We start from the raw sequence: 22,833 nt of genomic DNA on the forward strand, positions 1-22,833 counted from the left end.
TTCAATGGCAGAATCCCCTCAACTTGAAAGTTTTGGAGATCACCATGCTTCGTGTGTTCGAACGAAGACTCGACCCTTTTCCTCCTGACGAGGTTCCGCCACCGCCCAATGGCCTGGCGCGTTTTCTCTGGGCCTGTACGCGGGGTGCTCGCGGTTACATTCTGGTGCTGGCGCTGCTGAGTGCCGCCGTGTCGATCTATGAGGCCTGGCTGTTTTCCTTCCTCGGGCAAGTGGTGGATCTGCTGTCGACCTGGCAGGCCGGCGGTGAAGCCTCGGCGCAGGAGAGTCGGGTGTTGTGGGGTATGGGCATTGTCATGGTGACCAGTGTCGGGCTGGTCGCACTGCGCACGATGGTGCAGCACCAGATATTGGCGATCAATTTGCCGCTGCGGCTGCGCTGGGACTTCCATCGGCTGATGTTGCGGCAAAGCCTTTCGTTTTTTTCCGACGAATTTTCCGGCCGCGTCACGACCAAGGTGATGCAGACGGCGCTCGCGGTGCGCGACGTGCTGTTCACCCTTATCGAGATCCTCCCCGGGATTGGCGTGTATTTCATCGCGATCATCGCGTTGGCCGGCGGCTTCGCCTTGAAACTGATGCTGCCGTTCATTGGCTGGGCGGTGTTGTTCGCGCTGGCCATGTGGTACTTCGTGCCTCGTTTGGGCAAAGTCGGGCAGGAGCAGGCGAATGCGCGGTCGATGATGACCGGGCGTATTTCGGACGCTTACACCAACATCACCACGGTGAAGCTGTTCTCCCATTCCAATCGTGAAGCGCACTTTGCGCGTGCGGCGATGGAAGATTTCAAACTCACCGGTTTTCGCCAGATGCGTCTGGTCAGCCTGTTCGAAATCGTCAATCAGGCATTGGTGGTGGGCTTGATCATGTCGGCGGGTGGTTATGCCCTGTGGCTGTGGCATCAGGGCGACGTTGGCGCCGGTGCCGTGGCGGCGATCACCGCCATGGCGTTGCGGATCAACGGCATGTCGAACTGGATCATGTGGCAGATGACTTCGCTGTTCGAAAGCATCGGCACCGTGCAGGACGGCATGGCGACCCTGACCCAGGGCGCCAAGGTGCAAGACGCACCGGATGCCGGCGTCCTGGTGACTTCCGGCGGTGCGGTGACGTTCGACAAGGTGCGTTTCAACTACAACGGCGAGCGCCAGGTGCTCGATGGCCTGAGCCTGAGCATTCGCCCGGGCGAAAAAATCGGTCTGGTCGGCCGCTCTGGTGCCGGCAAATCCACGCTGATCAACTTGCTGCTGCGCTTCTACGACATCGACAGTGGCGAGATTCGTATCGATGGGCAAAACATTGCACACGTAACGCAAGACAGCCTGCGCAGTGCTATCGGCATGGTCACGCAAGATACGTCGCTGCTACACCGTTCCATTCGCGACAACATCGCCTACGGCCGTCCCGATGCCACCGACGCGCAAGTCCGTAGCGCTGCGGCCAGCGCGCAGGCCGATGAGTTCATCAGCCAACTCAGCGACCGTCAGGGCCACAGCGGATACGACACGCTGGTGGGTGAGCGCGGCATCAAGCTGTCGGGCGGCCAGCGCCAACGCGTGGCGATTGCCCGGGTGATGCTCAAGAACGCACCGATCCTGTTGCTGGACGAGGCCACTAGCGCGCTGGACTCGGAAGTCGAAGTGGCGATTCAGGAAAGCCTCGATGAGATGATGCAGGGCAAAACCGTGATCGCGATCGCCCATCGGCTGTCGACGATTGCGGCGATGGACCGGCTGATCGTCATGGACGAAGGACGCATCGTCGAGCAGGGCACTCACGCGCAATTGCTGGAGAGGAACGGCGTTTATGCGAGGTTGTGGCAGCATCAGAGCGGCGGGTTCCTGGGCGAGGACAACGGCGTGGTCGAAGCTATGGATCAGGCGTGAGCGAGCAGGGCGCATGACGAATTCAATCCATGCGCCCGCCATTGGCCGAAACGGCCTGCAGCTGACAGCCGTTAAACACGTTCAGAGATAAGGAAGGTCTGCATGCCCCAACCAACATTGCACCTGATGTGCGGCAAGATCGCCTCCGGCAAATCAACACTCGCTAAGTCACTGGCAACCGAGCACCGCGCGATTCTTTTGAGTGAGGATCAATGGATTTCACGGCTCTATCCCGGCGAAGTTCAAACGGTGCAGGACTACGTACGCTGCGCAAAACGTATTCGCGATGTGCTGGGGCCTTTGGTTATCGATCTGCTAGGGGCAGGGTTGGATGTGGTATTGGACTTTCCGGCGAATACCGTTGCCGATCGCGCGTGGCTGCGAGGGCTGGCGGACGCGGGTCAATCGCCGCATTGCCTGCATTATCTGGAGGTCGATGACGACACTTGCCGAGCCCGATTGCATGCTCGCAATGAGCGGGGAGAGCATGACTTTGCGGCGACTGATGCGGAGTTTGATTTGATCACCCGTTATTTTCGGGCTCCAGAAGAGGAGGAGGGGTTGGTGATCCTCTTCACCGCACATCAACCGTAAAATCAAGGCCAATAGGTACGAAACCATGGAACATGTGTTGGCATGGCCGACAGACGATAGCGTCGTGATCGGCTAAAACAGACCCAAAAGCTATCGCCATTTGTTATTGGCACTCATGGAGGATTCTGAATAATGGCACGCGTGGGATTGATACTGACACCCGGTTTTGCGGACTGGGAATATGCGTTCATTGCTGGAACTGCGTCCCCGTTTTACGGGATCGACGTCAGGTTTTTCGCTGCTGCTACGGGGCAGTTCTGCTCGCAGGGTGGATTGGCCGTCACGGTAGATAGCAGTTTGCAACAATGTCTGGACTGGAAACCGGACGTTGTTGTGGTCATTGGAGGAATGGTCTGGGAACGTGCAGAAGCACCGGATCTTCGAGAATTTCTTCATGCCTGTCGTTCAAGCGGAGCGACAATTGCCGGTATCTGTGGGGGCACGCTGGCACTGGCGAGGGCCGGGCTTCTTGACACGGTTCCTCATACCTCGAACAGCGCTGACTTCTTACAACAGAATGCCGTGGGTTATGAAGGACGTACGCTTTATAGAAGCAGTTCAGTAGCAGTGGTTGCAGACCGAATCATTACTGCTCCAGGGCCTGCACCCGTCAGCTTCACCTGCGCAGTGTTCGAAGGTGCCGGGTTATCTTCAGAGGTCATTTCTCAGTTCAGATCAATGTTGGCAGCGGAACATGCTTGATCGCGCCGTCCCTGCACGAACACGGTTCAATCCCAGGCAGTTTCACCTGTGATTGAGCCTGGCATTTACGTGTGGGCTAGTTCTCGAATCTTGAGCGGGAGGCGGCATCGCGATTCAGCACTGAGTTGGACTCTCGGCTTTTGACTAGAAAGCGGAAATACTAGCCGGCTGCTCCTTGTACGTCTGCTACCGGCCGATTTCTGTCTGTCCCCGTCGTCAGTTTTGCTGACATTGGGCCACTGGCGTGATTTCCAGATATTCGCTGGGGCTCAGTTAACCCATCACCTCGTCCAGTGCCTGCTCAAACGTGCTCACCGTGCGCTCGATATTGTGCAGCTTCTCGAGTCCGAACAGACCGATGCGAAAGGTCTGGAAGTCGGCCGGTTCGTCACATTGCAACGGCACCCCAGCGGCGATTTGCAGGCCGTGGCTGGCAAATTTCTTGCCGCTCTTGATGTCGGCGTCGTCGGTATAACTCACCACCACGCCTGGGGCCTGGAAACCCGCTGCGGCGACGCTTTTGACGCCTTTGGCGGTCAACATGGCGCGCACGCGATCGCCCAGCTCCTGCTGTTCGTCGCGGACCTTGTCGAAACCGTAGGCTTGCGTCTCTTTCATCACTTCGTTGAAGCGTGCGAGGGAATCGCTGGGCATGGTCGCATGGTAGGCATGTCCGCCCTGTTCGTAGGCCTGCATGATTTGCAGCCACTTTTTCAGGTCGCAGGCGAAGCTGCTGCTTTGCGTCTGTTCGATGCGCTCGAGGGCCAAAGCACTGAACATCACCAGCGCGCAGCAAGGGGAGGCGCTCCAGCCTTTCTGCGGTGCGCTGATCAGCAGGTCGACGGCGCATTTGTGCATGTCCACCCACAGGGCGCCTGAGGCGATGCAGTCCAGCACAAACAGGCCACCGACCGCATGCACCGCGTCGCCGACGGCTCGCAGGTACTCGTCGGGCAGGATAATCCCTGATGAGGTTTCAACGTGAGGGGCGAAGACAATCTGCGGCTTCTGCGCCGCGATGGCTGCCAGCACTTCGTCCAGAGGAGGCGGGGCGTAGGCAGCCTGGCGACCCGTTTCGACCGGTCGGGCTTTCAGCACCGTGGTGGCCGCCGGGATTTTGCCCATCTCAAGGATCTGGCTCCAGCGATAACTGAACCAGCCGTTGCGGATCACCAGGCATTGCTGGTCGGTAGCAAATTGCCGCGCTACCGCTTCCATGCCGAATGTACCGCTGCCCGGAATCACCGCAACAGCTTCGGCGTGGTAGACCTGTTTCAGGGTCTTGGAGATGTTTTTCATCACGTCTTGAAATGACTGCGACATGTGGTTGAGCGAGCGGTCGGTGTAGACCACTGAGTACTCGATCAGCCCCTCGGGATCGATACTGGGATAGAGCTTTGACATGAGGTGACTCCTTTGGCAGCGATTTCAGTGGTGTCGACCCTGCCCCAAGCGTTCAGGAAGGACACCAGCCGATCCAATATAGCTGACCAGTGGTTTTGCGCCCCCTGGCGTCAGCCAATGATGATCGTACCGATGGCAATCACCGCGCAGGCAAGGATCTTTCGCACAGTCAGTGTCTCGCCGAGGAAAAAGTACCCGATCAATGCCGCGAACAACACGCTGGTTTCGCGCAATGCCGACACCGCTCCCATGGGCGCGGCGGACATCGCATAGATGACAATGCCGTAGGCCAGCAGTGAAACCAGACCGCCGATGAAGGCCGTGATGAACCCGGGTCGCAAGGTCACCAGGCTCTTCGTGTCGCGTATGCCGACGTACACCAGCGGCATCAACACGCCCCACAAGGCGCACATCCATACCGTGTAGGCCATCGGCGCGCCGGACAGGCGCACGCCAATGCCATCCGTTACGCTGTAAGCCGCAATGAAACAACCGGTTCCGAGGGCGTACGGCAGACTGGGAACGGCCAGTTTGCGCCCTTTGAAGGCCAGCGAGATGATCCCGCCTGACACCAGCAAAATGCCAAACATCGCGACGGCCCCGACCGTTTCCCCGGCAAAAACCGAAGCGGCAAGGGTAATCAGGATAGGTGAGGACCCACGCGAGATAGGGTAAGTCTGCCCAAGGTCGCCAACCTTATAGCTGCGCACCAGGAACAAGTTGTAGCCAACGTGCAGGACTGCTGAAAGCGCCGCGTAGAACCAACTGGCCTTGGCCGGAGCCTGCAAAAACAAAGCAGTTGCGATGCTGACAATCGCTACCGCCACGCACATGATCGTCATCGACCAGAGTCTGTCGGCGCCACCGCGCAACGCGGCATTCCAGCTGGCATGCAAGAGCGCTGCGAAGAGGACGAGGAAGATGATGGGATAGGGCATGCGCGATCCTATAGCGGGCGTGGGCCGTCAGCTAATCTACCTAACAACCCGGTGTCGAGTGAACGAATTTCGCGCAGTATCTGTGGCGAGGGAGCTTGCTCCCGCTGGGCTGCGCAGCAGACCTTCTTTTGCGCAAGAAAAGGGCCGCTTCGCGCCCCAGCGGGAGCAAGCTCCCTCGCCACAGATCAACTTTGGTTCGGGTAAAGGTTTTTATGGCCAGCAATCAAAGCGACGCCTTCACCTGCAAACCCACCACCAACGCATTGTCGATGTCCTGCCCGGAAAACGCCCCCGGTTCGATGATGTACTGCAGATTCGGGCGCAGGGTCAGCCAAGGGGTGGCCTGATATCCGTAGCCGAGTTCGATCAACTGTTCGGCGCTGTCCAGATTCGGGAATGCTGTGCCGTTGTTCTGCGCAGCGTCTTGCAGCACGTCGCGACTACGCGGGTTGGGCACCGCGCGGCCGTAGCCCAGAGCAAGGGTGTCACGCGGGCGGCCTTCGAAGGGTTTGTACAAGACCACGCCGGTGCCGTACCACTTGCTGAACGGCGAAGCCGCTTCACTGGCTGCCGAATATTGACCGAAGGCATGCAGGCTGCGACCCTCGGAGGTCTCGGAGCGCCACACCGCCTGATCGATCAGCAGGTAATGACCGCCGCGACCGGACACTTCCTTGTCGCTGCCGATGCGTTTCACATCAGAGCTGTCGTAGTAATAGCCAACCTTGTATTCGCCGGGCAATTCACCCGCGTGCTTGTACACCAGTTCGATCGGCACCACGGTGCCGGTGGTGTGTTTCGGGCCAAGGTGCCAGGCGCGGCTGGAATTGCCGTTGCTTTCGGGATCGACATTGAACGCGGCCACACGCAGTTGCCACTCAGGCGACAGATCGTATTTCACCCGCACGCCGAGGCGGGCGTTGGGGTAGTTGGTCCAGCCACTGCCGCCGGACATGTTCAGCGGATGCCCGCAGAAGCCGGCGTTCATGAAGTTACAGAGAATGCCGCTGTCGAGGCCGCCGAGGTCGTTGCCCATGGCCATGTAACCCAGCTTCACGTTCAGCGCCGGGGTAAACAGGCTGCGCTCGTAGCTCAATTCGGTCAGGCGGGTGTAGAGCCCGCCGTAGTTTTCCTGGATCGGCAGACGGTTGCCGACCAGATCCTCGGAAGCGCTGTTGCCGCGGCGGTCGTTGATGCTCAACTGGACCTTGCCGGCATTGTCGACGCCGTACAGCTTGCTCAGGTCGAATTGCACGCCGAGCTTGATGTTCTGCGAGTAGCGGGCCGAACGATGCAGACCACCATCGGCGTTGTAGGCCGTCTCGCCGCTGTAGTCGCCGGTGAATTTGACGCCGTCCTCGTCCATCTGGTGACGCAGGCCGCCCCAGTCGCCGGTCAGGGTATTGCGGGTCAAAAGGTTTGCATCATCAGAAGCGAAAGCGGGCAGGGCGGCGCTGCAGGTCAGGCCCAACAGTACGCCGTTGAGCCAAGCGGTTTGAGAAAAACGAAACATGACAATCTTCCTGCTGAAATCTTTAGCGGTATCGCAAAAGCAACGCGGCACCCGTAGGTGCCGCGCTCGAAAGAAAGCGCCCATGCTGGGCATAGGCGCCGAGGTTTACGGCAAGGCGTAAGCCATCACGTAGTCGCCGCGATCGGTCGACTGACGCGCACCACCGGCCGTGATGACGATGTACTGCTTGCCGGTCTTCGGCGAAACGTAGGTCATCGGGCCGCCCTGGCTGCCCACCGGCAGGCGGGCTTTCCAGATCTCTTCGCCGTTGCCGCTGTTGAAGGCGCGCAGGTAGAAGTCTTGAGTACCGGCGATGAAGATCAGGCCACCTTGGGTCGACAGGGTGCCGCCGAGGGTTGGCAGACCGATCTTGATCGGCAGGTGCATGCGAATACCCAGCGGACCAGTGTCTTCAACGGTGCCGACTGGAACCTGCCAGGCGACTTTCTGAGTCTTCATGTCGATGGCGGTCAGCGTGCCGAACGGCGGTGCCTGGCAAGGAATGCCAGCAACCGACAGGAAGCGGTTTTTGTTCACCGCATACGGCGTGCCTTTCAGCGGTACAGCGCCCATGCCGGTGTTCAGTGCTTCGCCACCGGAAGCCGCTTGAGCCTTGTTTTGCGACGGGATCATCTGAATCCACAAGCCCAGGCGCATGTCGTTGACGAAGATGAAACCGTGCACCGGATCAGTGGAGATACTGCCCCAGTTCATGCCGCCCAGCGAGCCAGGGAAACTCAGGGATTTGTCGGTGCCCGGCGCGGTGTACAAGCCGTCGTAGCGCATGCCCTTGAAGTCGATGCGGCAGAGCAACTGATCGTAAGGGGTCGCGCCCCACATGTCCGACTCGGTCAGGTGCTGCGCACCGATCTGCGGCATGCCCACCGATTTTGGCTGGGTTGGCGAGTAAGGCTCGTCAGGGATGTTCGCCGCTTTGACCGGCACTTCTTTAACGTCGGTCAGCGGTTTGCCGGTGGCACGATCCAGTACGTAGATCTGCCCAGCCTTGGTGCCGATTACCAGCGCAGGAACGGACTTACCGTCCTTGGTGAAGTCGATCAGGCTTGGCTGCATCGGCAGGTCGAAGTCCCACAGATCGTTGTGAACGGTCTGGAACACCCACTTTTCTTCGCCGCTGTTGGCGTCCAGCGCGAGGATCGAGGCGCCGTAGGTGTGGTCGAGTTTGCTGCGCTCGACACCGTAGATGTCGGTGGAGGAACTGCCCATCGGCAGGAACACGGTGTTGGTCGCCGGGTCGTAAGACATCGGCGCCCAGCTGTTCGGCGTGCTGCGTACATAGGTGCTGCCGTCGGCCGGTGCGTTTTTATCCTGCGGATTGCCCGGGTCGAACGCCCAGCGCATGGTGCCGGTGATCACGTCGAAACCACGGATCACGCCGCCGGGCATGTCGGTCTGCACGTTGTCGGCGACGCGACCGCCAACCACCACGGTGGTCCCGGCCATCAGCGGGGCGGAGGACAATTGGTAGTAGCTGTCCGGGACATCACCCAGACCGGCCTTCAGATCAACTTGACCGTTGTTGCCAAAACCCTGGCAGAACTCGCCGGTGTCGGCATCGACAGCGATCAGACGTGCGTCGATGGTGTTGGTCAGTAAACGACGCTGGCAGTTGGCGCCAGGCGTAACTGCAGCCTGTTGGGTCACCGGAGAACTGCTCGGTTTGGCGACGGCGGCAGTGGCGTCGAAATACGCCATGCCACGGCAACGCTGCCAGACTTTCGACTGGGCGTTGATGGCGTTTTTCCAGAGTTCCTTGCCGGTGTCGGCATCCAGCGCAATCAGATTGTTGTGCGGGGTGCAGATGAACACCTTGTTGCCGACCTGCAACGGCGTGAGCTGGTCTTCGGCACCATTGCCATCGCTCTCGGCGACGTCACCGGTGTGGTAGGTCCACGCCACTTTCAATTTGTCGACGTTGTTGCGGTTGATCTGATCCAGCGCGGCGAAGCGGCTGCCGCCTTCGGTATTACCGTAGTGCGCCCAGTCTTTCTGCGCATTTTCCGGCTCGACCGGCGTCAGGCCCGGACCAGTGCCCGTGGCGGCGACAGTCGGGTGCGCAACGAACATGTTGCCGGCCGCGACCGCCACACCGATGGCGAGCACAGCGGCCAGCGCATAAGCGCCGCGCCCTGGGACACCGCCGTTGGCGCGTTTGAGCAGTGGATACACCAGCGCCACCACCACGCCGATGGCGCTGAACATGAACAGGCGCGAGAACACCGGCCAGAACACCAGCCCGGCATCGCACACCGCCCAGATCGCCGTTCCGACCAGGAAGGCTGCGAACAACCACGCACCGGCCGGTTTGAAGCGAGCAATCAGCAGGCCGGAAACGGCCATCACCAAGCCACCCAGCAGGAAGTACCACGAGCCTCCCAGGCTGACCAATTTCACGCCACCAGCAGCGAGTGCCAGACCGAGCAGGGCGATGACCACGCCCAGCCCGACCAGAATGAATTTTGATATGCCCGAGAGGCGTTGACTCTGCTTCACGTTGAATGTCCCGTTGAAATGAGGCGTGCATTATATAGATAGGTAACTACCTAGTTAAATCACTATTTCTGACGGAAGCGTAGTTCGCCGCTCAAGCACGCGCCTATAGAGCTGCCGGGCATTCGTCATAGGGCTGACGCAATTATCCAAAGGTCGCGGAAAGCGCTGTTTATGTCAGAAGGGTTGTCACTTATGACAGGTATGAAATTTCGGCAATCAGCCAGCGATTGCCCGACGTACGGCAGGATTGAGAGCCGCTCCTTCACACGATCAGGCAAATGCTCCGTCAATCTTTGATTCCTGATAGGTTTACCGCTCAACTGGAGCCTTTTTGGCAGGGAGCTATTGATGTCCGAACGCTGTGAAGTAGTGGTTTTGGGCCTGGGTGCCATGGGCGCCGCAACGGTGTATCAGTTGGCGAAAACAGGCGTGAATGTCGTCGGCATCGATCGCCATCATCCGCCACACAACCTCGGCTCCAGCCATGGCGATACACGCATCACGCGGCTGTCAGTGGGTGAGGGCGCGCAATACGTGCCCATCGTGCGTAATTCCCACCGTATCTGGCGCGAACTTGAGGCGCTGACGGGAGAGTCGTTGTTTGAGCAGTCCGGGTTACTGGTGCTGACGTCGAGCCCCGAGTTCGACCCCGCTGACAAAACCGATTTCACCTTGCGCACCATCAATCTGGCGCAGACCTACGGCATCGAGCACGAAGTCTTGAACGCCACGCAGATTCGCCAGCGCTTTCCGCAATTCAGCGACGTGCACGATACGGCCATCGGCTATTTCGAGCCGGACGGAGGTTTTGTTCGCCCGGAACGCTGCATCGACGTGCAGCTCAGACTCGCCGGGCAGCACGGTGCAATTCTGCACAAAGGTGAAACGGTAACCGCGATCAGCTCGGACGAGCAGGGCGTCACCGTCACGACGGACCGTCGCACGCTGTTGGCCAACAAACTGGTGATCAGTGCGGGCAACTGGAGTGGCGAGCTGCTCGGCAAACCGTTCGAAAACCTGCTCAGCGTCTACCGGCAGAAATTGTTCTGGTTCGAACTGGAAGAAGACACCGGACTGGTTGGTCATTCACCGACATTCATCTTCACTCACGGTCGCGGCGACGACAAAGTCAATTACGGCTTTCCCGCGTTGGCCGGCGAAGGCAGTTTGAAAATCGCCACGGCGCAGTACCACACCGTGACTTCGCCGCAAGACATCGACCGCACGGTTTCTGCGGCCGAAGCGCAGGACATGTACGAGCAGCAGGTCAAGGGCCGTATCGCGGGTGTGACATCGACGGTGCTCAAATCTGCGGTCTGCGCCTACACGGTGACACCGGACCGCCATTTCATCATCGATGCGCATCCGTCCCTGCAACACACCTTGTTCGTTTCAGCCTGTTCCGGCCACGGTTTCAAGCACTCCGCCGCGCTTGGCGAGGCGTTTGCGCAGTGGTGCATGCGCGGCTCGAGCGATCTGGATCTGTCGTCTTTCTCCTTGAAACGCTTTGAAGGGGAAACCACGAACGCCCACACGCCTGGCCCGCAGCAAAATAATTTGAACCGCGCTTGAGCGCGCTCACCCTAATGATCAGCTTGTGGTCAATTGCACAGGCGTTGTGCCAATACCGGCATATTCCGAGAGGTGGTCAGCGTGGCTAAAGACGAGAAGAAAAACAAAGGTGAAGCTTCGAAAGCCAGCAAGGATTTGAAGGACAAAAAGTCATCACCTGAAAAGAAATCCGCAGCGGCCTCGGCGCTTTCAAAATCGTCCGATAAGAAGGACAAGAAAAAAGACGCCGAACCGAAGAAATCTGCCAAGAAAGCTGACAGCAAGCCAGACAAGGCCAAGGACTCGAAGAAGGCAGACAAGCCTGCGAAAAAGAAAAAGTGATAGCTGCTATCTGCCAGGGCTTTACGCCCTGGCAGATGCTTGCAAATCAGCCGTCAACCCAGCACATGGTCTGCACCGAAATATGCGGGTGACTTTCCAGCGGTTCCCATTCATCCAGGAACTCGAAACCCTGCTTCAGATAGAAGTTTGCGGCTCTCGCGTTGTCGGGAGAGACGTCGAGGAACACCCGATCAAAGCCTCGCTGCGTCGCACGCGCCTTTACGACGTTGACCAACCGAGTCGCCGCAACTGAGCCTCGGGCAGCAGGCTCGACCCACATCCCGATCAGGTTAAAGCGATTAGCACTGCTGACGGCCGCACCGATCATGCCGACAGGTCTGTCTTGCTCGTAAGCCAGCCAGAATTCGGTTCCGGCTGACGAGGCGCGTTCTTGCCACTGTTCATCGGTGTAGGCAGCGGCGGATTGGTAGCTCACGCCAAACGCTGTTGGAGCGTCCAACAGCGCGGCGAGTCGTACTTGCTTGAGCAGCTTCCAGTCCCTGGTTTGCGTCGATCGAATGTCCATGGTCTTCCTTGAAAAATTAACGTCCTCCCCGACGTCGCACAGACGAATGAGGGGAGCAACCTTAGGCTCAGGCGCGCTTCGGCAACTTCCAGTTCGGCCGGATGAAATGGCAGGTGTAGCCATTCGGAATGCGCTCCAGATAATCCTGATGCTCCGGTTCCGCTTCCCAGAACGGTCCCGCCGGTTCGATTTCGGTGACTACCCGGCCTGGCCACAGTTTTGATGCGTCGACGTCGGCAGCCGTGTCTTCGGCGATGTCGCGCTGCGCTTCGCTGAGGTAGTAGATGGCTGAGCGGTAGCTCGGGCCGAGGTCATTGCCCTGGCGGTCAGGCGTGCTGGGATCGTGGATCTGGAAGAAGAATTCGAGAATCTGCCGATAGCTGATCACGGCCGGGTCGAAGACGATTTCAATGGCTTCGGCGTGATTGCCGTGATTGCGGTAAGTAGCATTCGGCACATCGCCGCCGGTATAACCGACGCGCGTCTGCAGCACGCCGGGGTAGCGTCGCAGCAGATCCTGCATGCCCCAGAAGCAGCCTCCGGCAAGAATGGCAGTTTCGGTTTGACTGGTCATGGCCTGTCTTCCTCTCGTGGGACGTTGGGTGTAGCCAATGTTATGAGGGCGTGCAGGGCAATTCCAAGGGTGAGGCGCATTTTTATGGCCCCATCAATATCCGTCGTAATGGATCTTTCCTTTGCCTGCAGTCAATTTAGACTCGCGACACGCTCATTGCCCTGATGGAACGCAACCCATGCCTGCAACCGTTTTCGACTGCCAACCCACCTTGTCCGGCCCGACGCTGAGGCTTGAGCCGCTGGCCGGCAATGAAGTTGAGGCTGGGCGCCGTGCACCTGTATGACGCCGACCTGACCCTGGCCAACGTGACCAAACCGTGCAAGTGCTACGGCCTCACCCGCGCCCGTTGGGACGAGTTGAAGGGCGGCGTTCAAGCGATTTCTTCCACCTGACGCGCGTGCCCCAACGAGTCACGCTGCATCGATTGCAGGTTTTTCTCGATGGTTTCGCAGAGCGCTTCCATCTGAATCTGGTGCTCGCTGTGGCGAAACGGGCTTTGCAGATCGGTGCCGATGCGTTCGATGGCCAGCAGCATGAAACCGACCACGGTCGACGCCAGCGGCGTGAACCAGCCCAGCGACTCGACCAGCCCCACGGGAACGATCAGGCAGAACAGCGAGATAAACAGGCGCGGGAAATACACATAAGGGTAGGGCAGCGGAGTATTGGCAATCCGCTCCATGCCACCCTGACTGTTGGACAAATCCACCAGCGTCGACTCCAGCCGCGCCAGGCGAATACTGTCCAGGCGCCCGGCCTTGTATTCCCGGGCGAGCAGGGCGGCAGAACCGGTGAGGATGTCGTTGGCAAAGTTGTTGGTGGTGCCACTGCGGGCGAATTCATCGGCGGGAATAAACGCCCTGACTTCCTCAGGGCAAGGCTGACCCTGTAGATGCGCCGCCAGGCAATTTACGTAGGCGACGTGGCGACGCAACAGGGTCGCCTTGACTGGATTGATCTCGTTATCGGGATCGTCCAGCAGCGTCAGCACCTGACGGGCGAAACTGCGCGAACTGTTGATCATCGAACCCCACAGCGTCCGCGCTTCCCACCAGCGGTTATAGGCGCTGCTGTTGCGAAAGCTGATCAGCACCACCAGCGCCGAACCGAGCAAGGTCAGGGGCATCAGCGGCAAATTGATCTTGGCGTTGAGAAACAGCATGAAGTCCACGGTGACGGCGATGTCCCAGAGCAGCAGCCAGAACAGCGACCAGCCCACATAGCCCATGGTCTTGATGATCAGACGGTATTTTTTGACGATGGCAGCTTTCAAACGGAAACCTCGTGGCGAGCGGTAAGCATGGGTGCCTTAGCTCGGACGCTGTTTTCGCGGTAAAGGTTCGGCGGCTGACGTCGGTCCGTCGGGAAGTCACGAGCTAAACAACTCCCTGCTCACTCTTCTCGACGCCTGACACCCGCACGCCCCGGATTCAAATTCGCTCCATGCGGGAAAACTGTTCTCGCAACCACGAATAGAGTTGCGAAACGGCAGGAGAGATCTGCTTGCGGTGCGGGCAGACCATACTCAACGGCGAGGCATTGCCCGGATGATCCTCCAGCAATACGACCAGTCTGCCGGCGATCACGTCAGCGCTTACGTCCAGCCAGGACTTGCAGGCAATGCCTTCGCCCTCCAATGCCCAGCGTCGGACTACATCGGCGTCGTCGCTGAACAGCGGGCCCGAGACCTGTATGGTTCGCCCGCCCAGGTTCCATTTGTCGAATACCCGCCCATTCTGCAGATAGAGCAGGCAGGGATGCTCGAGCAGTTGATCCGGCGTTGTCGGCTGACCATGGCGCTCCACGTATTCCGGTGAAGCGACCAGCACCCGACGGTTCCAGGGTGCCAGAGGCAACGCCACATAGTTGGCGTCTTCGTTGGAGCCGTAGCGGATAGCAACGTCCACCGGGTCGCGGAACAGATCGGCGACCTGATCGGACAACACGAAACGTAGTGTCAGTTCCGGGTGCTCACGGCGGAAGGCCGACAGCCACGGCAACAACACATTGCGCCCCAGATCAGACGGGGCGGTGACTTGCAGTGCGCCTCGAAGCGGGGTGTTCTCACCGCGCAGGTTTTCCCGCCCGAGCTTCAGCGCTTCAAGCACCGAATGCGCGGTAGGCAGGTATTGCTCACCCTCGGCGGTCAGTCGAAGGCTGCGGGTGGTGCGTGCGAACAAGCGCACATCCAGTTCGCGTTCCAGGCGCTTGATGGCGGCCGCGACCTGGCCTGGCAACAAGTCCGCTTCCAGCGCAGCCGCCGTGAAGCTGCCCAGCGCGGCACTGCGCGTAAACAAACCAAGATCATCAATGCGAATCATCTTCACTCCTGCTGTGAAAGTGTTGGCGCATTCTGTAGGTTTTTCTTTGTTCAAAGGAGGACGAAAATGTTTGTAAGTGTGTGCGTCAACCCTTCGAACAGCGAGTCTTCATGAACGTCTTCACCTTCACCCCATCGGGCTCATCGATCGAGGACGCCTATTCGCAAGACCCAACCATCAGAGCGGTTCCCGGCCCAAGAGCAATGCAGATTGAACTGCTTGCGGTTGCCGTCAATCCGCTCGAGACAAAGGTTCCAATAGCAACCGGTACCAAAGAATCGAAAATACTCGGCTGGGGTGCCGCTGGCATTGTTCGTCAAGTCGGGCCAGAGGTGACACTGTTTCAACCCGGCGATGAGGTGTTTTACTCCTTTGCAGGGACAATTGCCGCGCCCGGCGGCTACAGCAGATTCCATTGCGTGGATGAGCGAGTTGTCGGAGACAAACCGCGCTCGTTGAGTGCGGCTGAGGCGGCGGCATTGCCTTTATATTGCGTAACCGCGTGGGAACTGCTGTTTGACCGCCTGGGCGTTGCGCAGGATTCGGCGCAAGGCGAATGTCTGCTGATCATGGGAGAGGCCGCAGGCACTGGCGCGATGCTCGTGCAACTGGCCCGTCAGTTGACTCGCCTGACCGTGATTGCAACGGCCTCATGTCAGGACAAGGCAGAGCGGCTTCGGCAGTTGGGTGCGCACCATGTCATCGATCCCGGTCAGCCGCTGGGGGCTCAACTGCAAGCACTCGAGATTGCCGACGTCAGCCATGTCGCCAGCCTGGCAAACACCAATGAGCATTTTTTGCAGTTGATCGAGATACTGCGCCCGCAGGGACGTCTGGGCGTGATCGACGATCCCGGGCACCTGGACGCGACAGCGCTGAAGACAAAGTCTTTATCGTTGCACTGGGAAATGATGTTCACCCGATCGCTGTTTGAAACCACCGACATGATCAACCAGCATCACTTGCTCAATCGTATCGCCAGCTTGATTGACCAAGGTGTTTTGCTGCCCGGCGCCAATGGGCGTGGGAGCGCTGCCGATACGTCAGCCATGAGTCGTACCCGCGCACTGCTCGATGGTTTCAAAGCCAAAAACGGCCGCGACAGCCAAGGTCGCTGAGCACCGCCGCTGAGGGCGTCCTGCCATGCATTTGCGTTTCGTAAGGCGCGAGTGCGAGGTGCTTTGCCGAGTGATCACCATGGGGCTCAGCGCATTGGTGATCAATTTTCACTGCAAAAGTGAAAGTGTTGGCGCTTTGCTCAGGTTTTTCTTTACCCATGGGAAGTCGAAGATGGCGGCACGTTAACGCTTCAGCCCTTCAGACAGCGAGTTTCCATGAAAGCCATTACCTTTACGCAACACGCCCTGCCTATTGAAGATCCACAAGCATTGCACGACATCGAGATGGCTGCGCCCGTGCCGGGCCCGCGAGACTTGCTGGTCGAAGTGCGCGCGGTGTCGGTCAATCCGGTCGACACCAAAGTACGCGCCGGCACTTTCACCAAAGAACCGAAAATCCTTGGCTGGGACGCCGCCGGTATCGTCCGTGCCGTCGGCTCTGAGGTGACGTTGTTTCAACCCGGCGACGAGGTTTTCTATGCCGGCTCGATTGCCCGCACCGGCAGCTACAGCGAACTGCATCTGGTCGATGAGCGGATTGTCGGGCACAAGCCACGCTCATTGAGTGCCGCCGATGCAGCGGCATTGCCACTGACCTCGATCACAGCCTGGGAACTGCTGTTTGACCGGCTGGGCGTTGTAGAAGGCGCGGGAGAGGGCAAGTGCCTGTTGATCACGGGGGCGGCGGGAGGCGTGGGTTCGATGCTGGTGCAACTGGCCCGTCAGCTGACCCGACTCACGGTGATCGGCACGGCCTCTCGTCCGCAGACCGCTACCTGGGTGAAGCAATTGGGCGCGCATCACGTGATTGATCACAGTCTGCCGCTGCACAGCCAGTTGCAGGCTCTGGGCATTGCCGAGGTCGATTACGTCGCCAGCCTGACCCACACCGAGCAGCACTTTTTACAACTGATCGAGGTGCTTCGACCGCAGGGGCGTTTTGGCGTGATCGACGATCCGGAAAGCCTGGATGTGATGCCGCTGAAGAGAAAATCCCTGTCGTTGCATTGGGAGCTGATGTTCACCCGTTCGCTGTACGAAACGCCGGACATGATCAACCAGCATCACCTGCTCAACCGTGTCTCGGACCTGATTGATCAGGGCATTCTGCAAACCACCGTCGGCGAACACTTTGGTGCGATCAACGCGGCGAACATGCGTCGTGCCCATGCGCTGGTCGAGAGCGGCAAAGCCCGAGGCAAGATCGTCCTGGAAGGTTTCTGAGCACCGCCACCCGAACAGTCAGACGGGCCTTTGAAAGGCCTGTCAGGAGAACTTTATGCGTATGAAAAAACTACCCGCTGCGTTGCTCATTGCTTCGGCGGCCGTGCTCGCAGTGCCGTTTGCCCAAGCGATCAATGCCGTTGCTTTACCAGCGGACGCACCCGCTGACCGATCCTTCGGCAAACTGGAACAAGTGCATGCCTTTTATGACGCAATGCCGACCGGGGTGACGGTTACCGAGACGGGACGGATCTTCGTCAATTACCCACGCTGGGGCGACGATGTGCCGTTTACCGTGGGCGAAATCCGCGAAGGCAAAGTTGTGGCCTATCCGAATGCGGCCATCAATCGGGAAAACCCCAACGACCCGAGTGATGGCTTGATCAGCGTACAAAGCGTGGTGGCCGATGGTCAGGGCAGGGTCTGGCTACTCGACACGGCGGCCCCGGGTTTTGCCGACCCGAAGCCGCGTGGGGCGAAACTGGTCGCAGTGGACCTTGCCAGCAACAAGATCGTCAAACGCCTGGTCTTCCCGGACAACGTGATGCTGCCAAGCACTTACGTCAACGACATGCGTTTTGATTTTCGTACCGGTGTGCAAGGCACGGTGTACCTCACCGATTCGTCGCTGCGTGGGCCGGGCGCAATCATCGTCATGGACATCGCCACTGGCCGCGCCATGCGCCGCTTGAGCGGAGTGCCGGCGACCTCGGTTGATCCGGCATTTGTGCCAGTGGTTGAAGGTTTGCCGGTCACGGTCAAAGGCGCGGACGGCAAAGCCAAACCGCTGGCGGTGGCCTCTGACGGGATTGCGCTGTCGGCGGACGGCAAGACGCTGTACTTCACGCCGCTGTCGAGTCGGCACCTGTATGCCATTTCCACCGCACTCCTGCGCGATGCCAGCGTCAGCGAAACACAACTGGCTGCCGCCGTGCAGGACCTGGGAGAGAAGGGTGCGTCCGATGGCATGGAGGCCGACGCCAGCGGCGCCCTTTACGCCGGTGACTACGAGCACAACTCGATTCGCAAACGCCTGCCTGATGGTCAATGGCAGACACTGGTGCACGACCCGCGTCTGCTCTGGCCTGACACCCTGTCCATCGGCCCGGACGGTTACCTGTATTTCACCGCCAATCAGCTACACCGCCAGGCAGCGTTTCGCGGTGGCCAGGATCAGCGGCAAAAACCCTACAGCCTGATGCGCCTGAAAATCGATGCGGCGCCTGCGCCTACCCGTTGAAAGCTGTTTTAACCATTGGAGAGTTGATGATGAATGCGTCCACTGAAGTGTTGGTGTCAATTGCCGTACTCAAGGCCAAGGCGGGCAAGGAGCAGGCATTGAAAGAGGGACTGTTGGCGCTGGTTGAGCCAACCCGCAAGGAGCCGGGCAATCTCGACTATGTATTGTTCGAGCTGCGTGACGCGCGCGGGACGTTCTACATGCGCGAGGCTTTCAAGAATCAGGCGGCGCTGGATGCGCATTTCGCGATGCCGTATTTCCAGCGCTTCGCCGCCACGGCGGATGACTTGCTCGAAGAGCCGCTGCAGTTGATTTTTCTCGAACAAGTCTCGTCCTGATAACGCTTGCCCATTCAACCTTTCGGGGTGTTCTGCAATGAAAGAGTCAGTGCCACGGCCAAATCATTTACTGCCGGTTCCGCAAGACAGCGACGAGATCGAAACCAGCGAATGGCTGGAAGCCCTGACCGGTGTTGCGCGGGTCGGTGGCAAGGCGCGTGTGCGGTACTTGCTTCAGCGTTTGGCCGAGCAGGCTGATCGGTTGGGCGTACAGAGTGCCACGAGCGCCTACTCGCTCTACCAGAACACCCTGGGGATTGAGCAACAGCCCGACTATCCCGGCGATCTGGTGATGGAGGAGCGCATCACATCGATCATCCGCTGGAACGCCTTGGCAATGGTGGCGAAAGCCAACAAGGCCTACGGCGAGTTGGGCGGGCATATCGCGAGTTTTGCCTCGGCCGCCGAGATATTCGAGGTCGGTTTCAACCACTTTTTCCGGGCAGACAGTGAGGCCGGGCGCGGTGATCTGGTGTACTTCCAGGCCCATTCGGCGCCGGGCGTGTATGCGCGGGCATTTCTCGAAGGGCGCTTGCAGGAAGCGCAATTGCAGCGTTACCGGCAAGAAGTGGATGGCGGTGGCTTGTGCTCCTATCCGCACCCTTGGCTGATGCCGGACTTCTGGCAGTTTCCCACCGGTTCGATGGGCATCGGTCCGATCAATGCGATTTACCAGGCGCGCTTCCTGCGTTACCTGCAACATCGCTCGATTGCGACGACGCAAGGGCGGCATGTCTGGGGCGTGTTCGGCGATGGCGAGATGGACGAGCCAGAATCGATTGCCGCGCTGTCGCTGGCGGCGCGGGAAAATCTGGACAACGTCACCTTTGTGATCAACTGCAATCTGCAACGCCTCGATGGCCCGGTCCGGGGCAACGGGCAAATCGTTCAGGAACTGGCGGCGCTGTTCAGTGGTGCCGGCTGGAACGTGATCAAAGTGTTGTGGGGTTCCGAGTGGGACCCATTATTCGCGCGCGATGAGGGGCATGCGCTGTTACGCCACTTCGCCGCCATGGTGGACGGCGAGTATCAGAATCTGGGCGCCAATGACGGTGAATACAACCTCAGTCATTTCTTCAATCAGGACCCGCAATTGCAGGCGCTGGTGGCGCACATGAGCCCGCAACAGATCGATGCGTTGCGCAGGGGCGGTCACGACTTTCGCAAACTGCACGCGGCTTTTTCGGCGGCAAAACAGCAAAAGGGCAGGCCGACCGTCATTCTGGCGAAAACCAAGAAAGGTTTCGGTATGGGCCGGATCGGCGAGTCGCGCAACACGTCTCACCAGCAGAAAAAACTCGATGTCGAAGCGCTCAAGGCGTTTCGTGATCGCTTTGCCTTGCCGCTGGACGACCAGGCTGTGGAAGAAATGCGTTTCTACCGGCCTGCCGACGACAGCCCTGAGTTGCGTTACCTGCATCAGCAGCGACAGGCATTGGGCGGCTATTTGCCCAAACGCAACAGCCGCGCCGCCGCCATCAGCGTTCCGCCACTCGACAGCTACGCGCGCTTCGCACTCACGCCGGATGATCGGGAAAACTCCACGACCATGGCGGTCGTACGCCTGTTCACCCACCTGCTCAAGGACAAACAACTGGGGCCGCGGATCGTCCCGATCGTTGCTGATGAAGCACGCACTTTCGGCATGGCCAACCTGTTTCGGCAGATCGGCATCTACTCCTCCGTGGGGCAGTTGTACGAGCCGGAAGATGCCGGCGCATTGCTCTACTACAAGGAGGCTGCCGACGGGCAACTGCTGGAAGAGGGTATTACCGAAGCCGGGGCGATTTCGTCCTGGGTCGCTGCGGCCACGTCGTACAGCGTCAGCGGCGAGGCAATGCTGCCGTTCTACATCTACTACTCGATGTTCGGTTTCCAGCGCGTCGGTGATCTGATCTGGGCTGCGGCGGATCAACGCGCCCGGGGCTTCCTGATCGGGGCAACGTCCGGACGTACGACCCTCGCCGGCGAAGGTCTGCAACATCAGGACGGCTCCAGCCAATTGATTGCCGCCACCGTCCCCAACTGCCGCGCCTACGATCCGGCCTTCGCCAGTGAGGCGGCGGTGATCATCGACCATGGCAGCCGGCGCATGCTGGAGGAGCAGCAGGACGAGTTCTATTACCTGACCGTGACCAACGAAAACTACGTACAGGCGCCACTTGAACCTGCGCAATACGACGACGTCATTCGCGGGATGCGCCTGTACGCCCGTCATGGGGCTACCCCGGCGACGGTACGTTTGCTGGGTTCGGGGGCGATCTTGCGTGAGGTGATTGCGGCCGCGCAGATGCTTGAGGATGAATGGCAGGTCAGCAGTGAAGTCTGGAGCGTCAGCAGTTTTTCCGAACTGGCCCGTGATGCCCGCGAAGTGCAGCGCCGGCAACTGTTTGCCGGGCACTGCCAGACGCAAAGCCATCTGCAACGCTGCCTGCCCGGCAGCGCGCCGATTGTGGCGGCCAGCGACTACGTCCGCGCCTATGCGCAACTGGTGGCGCCATATCTGGAGGCACCGTATGTGGCGCTGGGCACCGATGGTTTCGGCCGCAGCGACACGCGCTCGGCGTTGCGCGGGTTCTTTGAGGTGGATCGTTTGCACATTGTGCTGGCGGCGCTGGCTTCGCTTGATCCGCAGACCCACGCCCGGGCGCTGGAGAAGTACGGCATTGATGCACACGATGAGGCGCCCTGGAATCGTTGAGTCTTGGTGTCGCAAGGGCTTTTGCAGGTCATCTGCGGTGTGTTGGCGTACGCAGAGTGGCCTGTTCAGCCCGGAGCAGGATCGGCCTACCAGCGTATCGATTATCCGGATTGACCGTAATATGTTTCCCGGTCGGGGCCGATTATCAGAAATCTCCAAAGGGCTATTCTGCGCCCGGAAGATCCACTGAATCTCTACGAGGAGACGCTCATGTCCAAACTCTTTAGTCCCGGCGCGGTTGGTAAGTTACGTACCCCGAATCGCGTGGTCATGGCCCCCATGACCCGCTCCCGCAGCACTCAGCCTGGCGATGTTCCGAATGCCATGAACGCGATCTATTACGCTCAGCGGGCATCGGCGGCGTTCATTGTCAGTGAAGCCACGCAAATCTCTCCGCAGGGAAAAGGCTATTCCTTTACCCCGGGAATCTACAGCGACGAACAGGTAGCAGGCTGGCGTCTGGTGACCGATGCGGTGCATGCCGCGGGTGGACGTATTTTTCTGCAACTGTGGCACGTGGGGCGCATGTCGCACCCCGATTTCCATAACGGCGAGCTACCAGTTGCGCCTTCTGCAATCCCGTTCGACGGCAGCATCTGGAAAGTCGACCCGTCGACGGGTGCAGGCAGTATGGTCAAATGCCCTACGCCACGTGCGCTGAGCCGCGACGAGATTCACGACATCGTCAACGACTACCGCAAAGCCGCCCGCAACGCCATGACGGCAGGTTTCGACGGAGTGGAAGTTCATGGCGCCAATGGCTATCTGATTGATCAGTTCCTGCGTAGCACCTCCAACCTGCGTACGGATGAGTACGGCGGTTCGCGCAAAAACCGCCTGCGCTTTCTTAAAGAGGTCATGGATGCGGTGATCGATGAGGTCGGTGCCGATCGCACGGCGATTCGCGTGGCTCCGTTTCTGACGGCACGAGGCATGGAGTGTCCGGACATTCTGCCGACGATTCTGGAAGCGGCCACCTATTTGCAGGAAAAAGGCATTGCGTATCTGCATCTGGTCGAAGCGGACTGGGATGATGCGCCGGTATTTCCCGAGGCGTTCCGGCGGGCGGTGCGCGAGCATTTTCACAACGCCATTGTGGTGGCCGGCAAGTACGACCTGGAACAGGCCGACTGGATGTTGAGTAAGGGCTATGCCGACTTTGTCGCTTTCGGCCGCAAATTCGTCGCCAACCCGGATCTGCCTCTGAGACTGGAGAAGGGTTATCCATTAGCCGATCTGGAAGGTGCCGAGCTGTTTGGTGGCACCGAACGTGGTTACTCCGATTTTCCTGCCTGGTCTCAGCACGGCTGAGCCAAAAGGCTCAGA

20 protein-coding genes are annotated in these 22,833 nt (G+C 59.4%); 12 read left to right on the forward strand and 8 right to left on the reverse strand.

The annotated features are described in order from the left end of the window. Window positions 1–44: 44 nt before the first annotated feature. From JFT86_RS20805 to JFT86_RS20815, 3 genes are all read left to right on the forward strand, one after another. Window positions 45–1,904, forward strand: coding sequence for an ABC transporter ATP-binding protein (locus JFT86_RS20805; protein WP_201238135.1), 1,860 nt, complete (start codon window positions 45–47; stop codon window positions 1,902–1,904). A 102-nt stretch (window positions 1,905–2,006) separates the two neighbouring features. After that, window positions 2,007–2,498: an ATP-binding protein gene (locus JFT86_RS20810; protein WP_201233382.1), complete on the forward strand. Its 492-nt coding sequence runs from the start codon at window positions 2,007–2,009 to the stop codon at window positions 2,496–2,498. Between the two features lie 132 nt (window positions 2,499–2,630). After that, window positions 2,631–3,200 (forward strand): DJ-1/PfpI family protein, encoded by a 570-nt coding sequence (locus JFT86_RS20815; protein ID WP_201233383.1) that lies wholly within the window; start codon window positions 2,631–2,633, stop codon window positions 3,198–3,200. A gap of 273 nt (window positions 3,201–3,473) precedes the next feature. On the opposite strand, the gene JFT86_RS20820 is transcribed toward JFT86_RS20815, so the two are convergent. The 4 genes from JFT86_RS20820 to JFT86_RS20835 form a co-directional block, all read right to left on the reverse strand. Further along, window positions 3,474–4,604, reverse strand: a complete 1,131-nt coding sequence (locus tag JFT86_RS20820) for an aminotransferase class V-fold PLP-dependent enzyme (protein WP_201238136.1) — start codon at window positions 4,602–4,604, stop codon at window positions 3,474–3,476. Between the two features lie 110 nt (window positions 4,605–4,714). Beyond that, on the reverse strand, window positions 4,715–5,542 hold the full coding sequence (locus tag JFT86_RS20825; protein ID WP_201233385.1) for a DMT family transporter: 828 nt from the start codon (window positions 5,540–5,542) through the stop codon (window positions 4,715–4,717). A gap of 223 nt (window positions 5,543–5,765) precedes the next feature. Further along, window positions 5,766–7,055 carry a carbohydrate porin gene (locus JFT86_RS20830; RefSeq protein WP_201238137.1) on the reverse strand — a complete coding sequence of 430 codons (1,290 nt, stop codon included), beginning with the start codon at window positions 7,053–7,055 and terminating at the stop codon, window positions 5,766–5,768. 105 nt (window positions 7,056–7,160) lie between these two features. Continuing rightward, window positions 7,161–9,569, reverse strand: coding sequence for a glucose/quinate/shikimate family membrane-bound PQQ-dependent dehydrogenase (locus tag JFT86_RS20835; protein WP_201238138.1), 2,409 nt, complete (start codon window positions 9,567–9,569; stop codon window positions 7,161–7,163). A 348-nt stretch (window positions 9,570–9,917) separates the two neighbouring features. Here JFT86_RS20835 and solA point away from each other — a divergent pair, with 348 nt between their 5' ends. Next, entirely contained in the window at window positions 9,918–11,141 is a 1,224-nt protein-coding gene (gene solA / locus JFT86_RS20840; RefSeq protein WP_201238139.1) for an N-methyl-L-tryptophan oxidase, read from the forward strand. Window positions 11,142–11,213: 72 nt separating this feature from the next. Beyond that, entirely contained in the window at window positions 11,214–11,462 is a 249-nt protein-coding gene (locus JFT86_RS20845) for a hypothetical protein (RefSeq protein WP_201233388.1), read from the forward strand. 46 nt (window positions 11,463–11,508) lie between these two features. Here JFT86_RS20845 and JFT86_RS20850 read toward each other — a convergent pair whose 3' ends face one another. Next, the gene (locus tag JFT86_RS20850; protein WP_201233389.1) at window positions 11,509–11,988 is read right to left on the reverse strand and encodes a GNAT family N-acetyltransferase; all 480 of its coding nucleotides are present in this window, start codon (window positions 11,986–11,988) and stop codon (window positions 11,509–11,511) included. A 67-nt stretch (window positions 11,989–12,055) separates the two neighbouring features. Further along, window positions 12,056–12,562, reverse strand: a complete 507-nt coding sequence (msrA, locus tag JFT86_RS20855) for a peptide-methionine (S)-S-oxide reductase MsrA (RefSeq protein ID WP_201238140.1) — start codon at window positions 12,560–12,562, stop codon at window positions 12,056–12,058. 251 nt (window positions 12,563–12,813) lie between these two features. Between msrA and JFT86_RS20860 the strand changes: the two genes are divergently transcribed. Then, window positions 12,814–12,957, forward strand: a complete 144-nt coding sequence (locus tag JFT86_RS20860) for a hypothetical protein (RefSeq protein ID WP_201233390.1) — start codon at window positions 12,814–12,816, stop codon at window positions 12,955–12,957. Here JFT86_RS20860 and JFT86_RS20865 read toward each other — a convergent pair. Then, entirely contained in the window at window positions 12,936–13,838 is a 903-nt protein-coding gene (locus tag JFT86_RS20865) for a bestrophin family ion channel (RefSeq protein WP_201238141.1), read from the reverse strand. The genes JFT86_RS20860 and JFT86_RS20865 overlap by 22 nt on opposite strands. A gap of 157 nt (window positions 13,839–13,995) precedes the next feature. Then, a complete protein-coding gene (locus tag JFT86_RS20870; protein ID WP_201233392.1) occupies window positions 13,996–14,886 on the reverse strand; it encodes a LysR family transcriptional regulator in 891 nt (296 codons plus the stop codon). A 110-nt stretch (window positions 14,887–14,996) separates the two neighbouring features. Between JFT86_RS20870 and JFT86_RS20875 the strand changes: the two genes are divergently transcribed. The 6 genes from JFT86_RS20875 (at window position 14,997) to JFT86_RS20900 (ending at window position 22,818) form a co-directional block, all read left to right on the forward strand. Further along, window positions 14,997–16,004 carry a zinc-binding alcohol dehydrogenase family protein gene (locus JFT86_RS20875; RefSeq protein WP_201233393.1) on the forward strand — a complete coding sequence of 336 codons (1,008 nt, stop codon included), beginning with the start codon at window positions 14,997–14,999 and terminating at the stop codon, window positions 16,002–16,004. A 216-nt stretch (window positions 16,005–16,220) separates the two neighbouring features. Continuing rightward, window positions 16,221–17,228: a zinc-binding alcohol dehydrogenase family protein gene (locus JFT86_RS20880; RefSeq protein ID WP_201238142.1), complete on the forward strand. Its 1,008-nt coding sequence runs from the start codon at window positions 16,221–16,223 to the stop codon at window positions 17,226–17,228. Between the two features lie 55 nt (window positions 17,229–17,283). Next, window positions 17,284–18,468: an L-dopachrome tautomerase-related protein gene (locus JFT86_RS20885; protein WP_201238143.1), complete on the forward strand. Its 1,185-nt coding sequence runs from the start codon at window positions 17,284–17,286 to the stop codon at window positions 18,466–18,468. Between the two features lie 29 nt (window positions 18,469–18,497). Then, window positions 18,498–18,806 (forward strand): putative quinol monooxygenase, encoded by a 309-nt coding sequence (locus JFT86_RS20890; protein WP_201238144.1) that lies wholly within the window; start codon window positions 18,498–18,500, stop codon window positions 18,804–18,806. 37 nt (window positions 18,807–18,843) lie between these two features. Beyond that, window positions 18,844–21,507, forward strand: a complete 2,664-nt coding sequence (gene mdeB, locus JFT86_RS20895) for an alpha-ketoglutarate dehydrogenase (RefSeq protein WP_201233395.1) — start codon at window positions 18,844–18,846, stop codon at window positions 21,505–21,507. A 210-nt stretch (window positions 21,508–21,717) separates the two neighbouring features. Continuing rightward, complete coding sequence (locus JFT86_RS20900) at window positions 21,718–22,818, forward strand: alkene reductase (RefSeq protein ID WP_201233396.1); 1,101 nt, start codon at window positions 21,718–21,720, stop codon at window positions 22,816–22,818. Window positions 22,819–22,833 lie beyond the last annotated feature (15 nt).

Source organism: Pseudomonas sp. TH06 (genome assembly GCF_016651305.1).
Taxonomy (GTDB): domain Bacteria; phylum Pseudomonadota; class Gammaproteobacteria; order Pseudomonadales; family Pseudomonadaceae; genus Aquipseudomonas.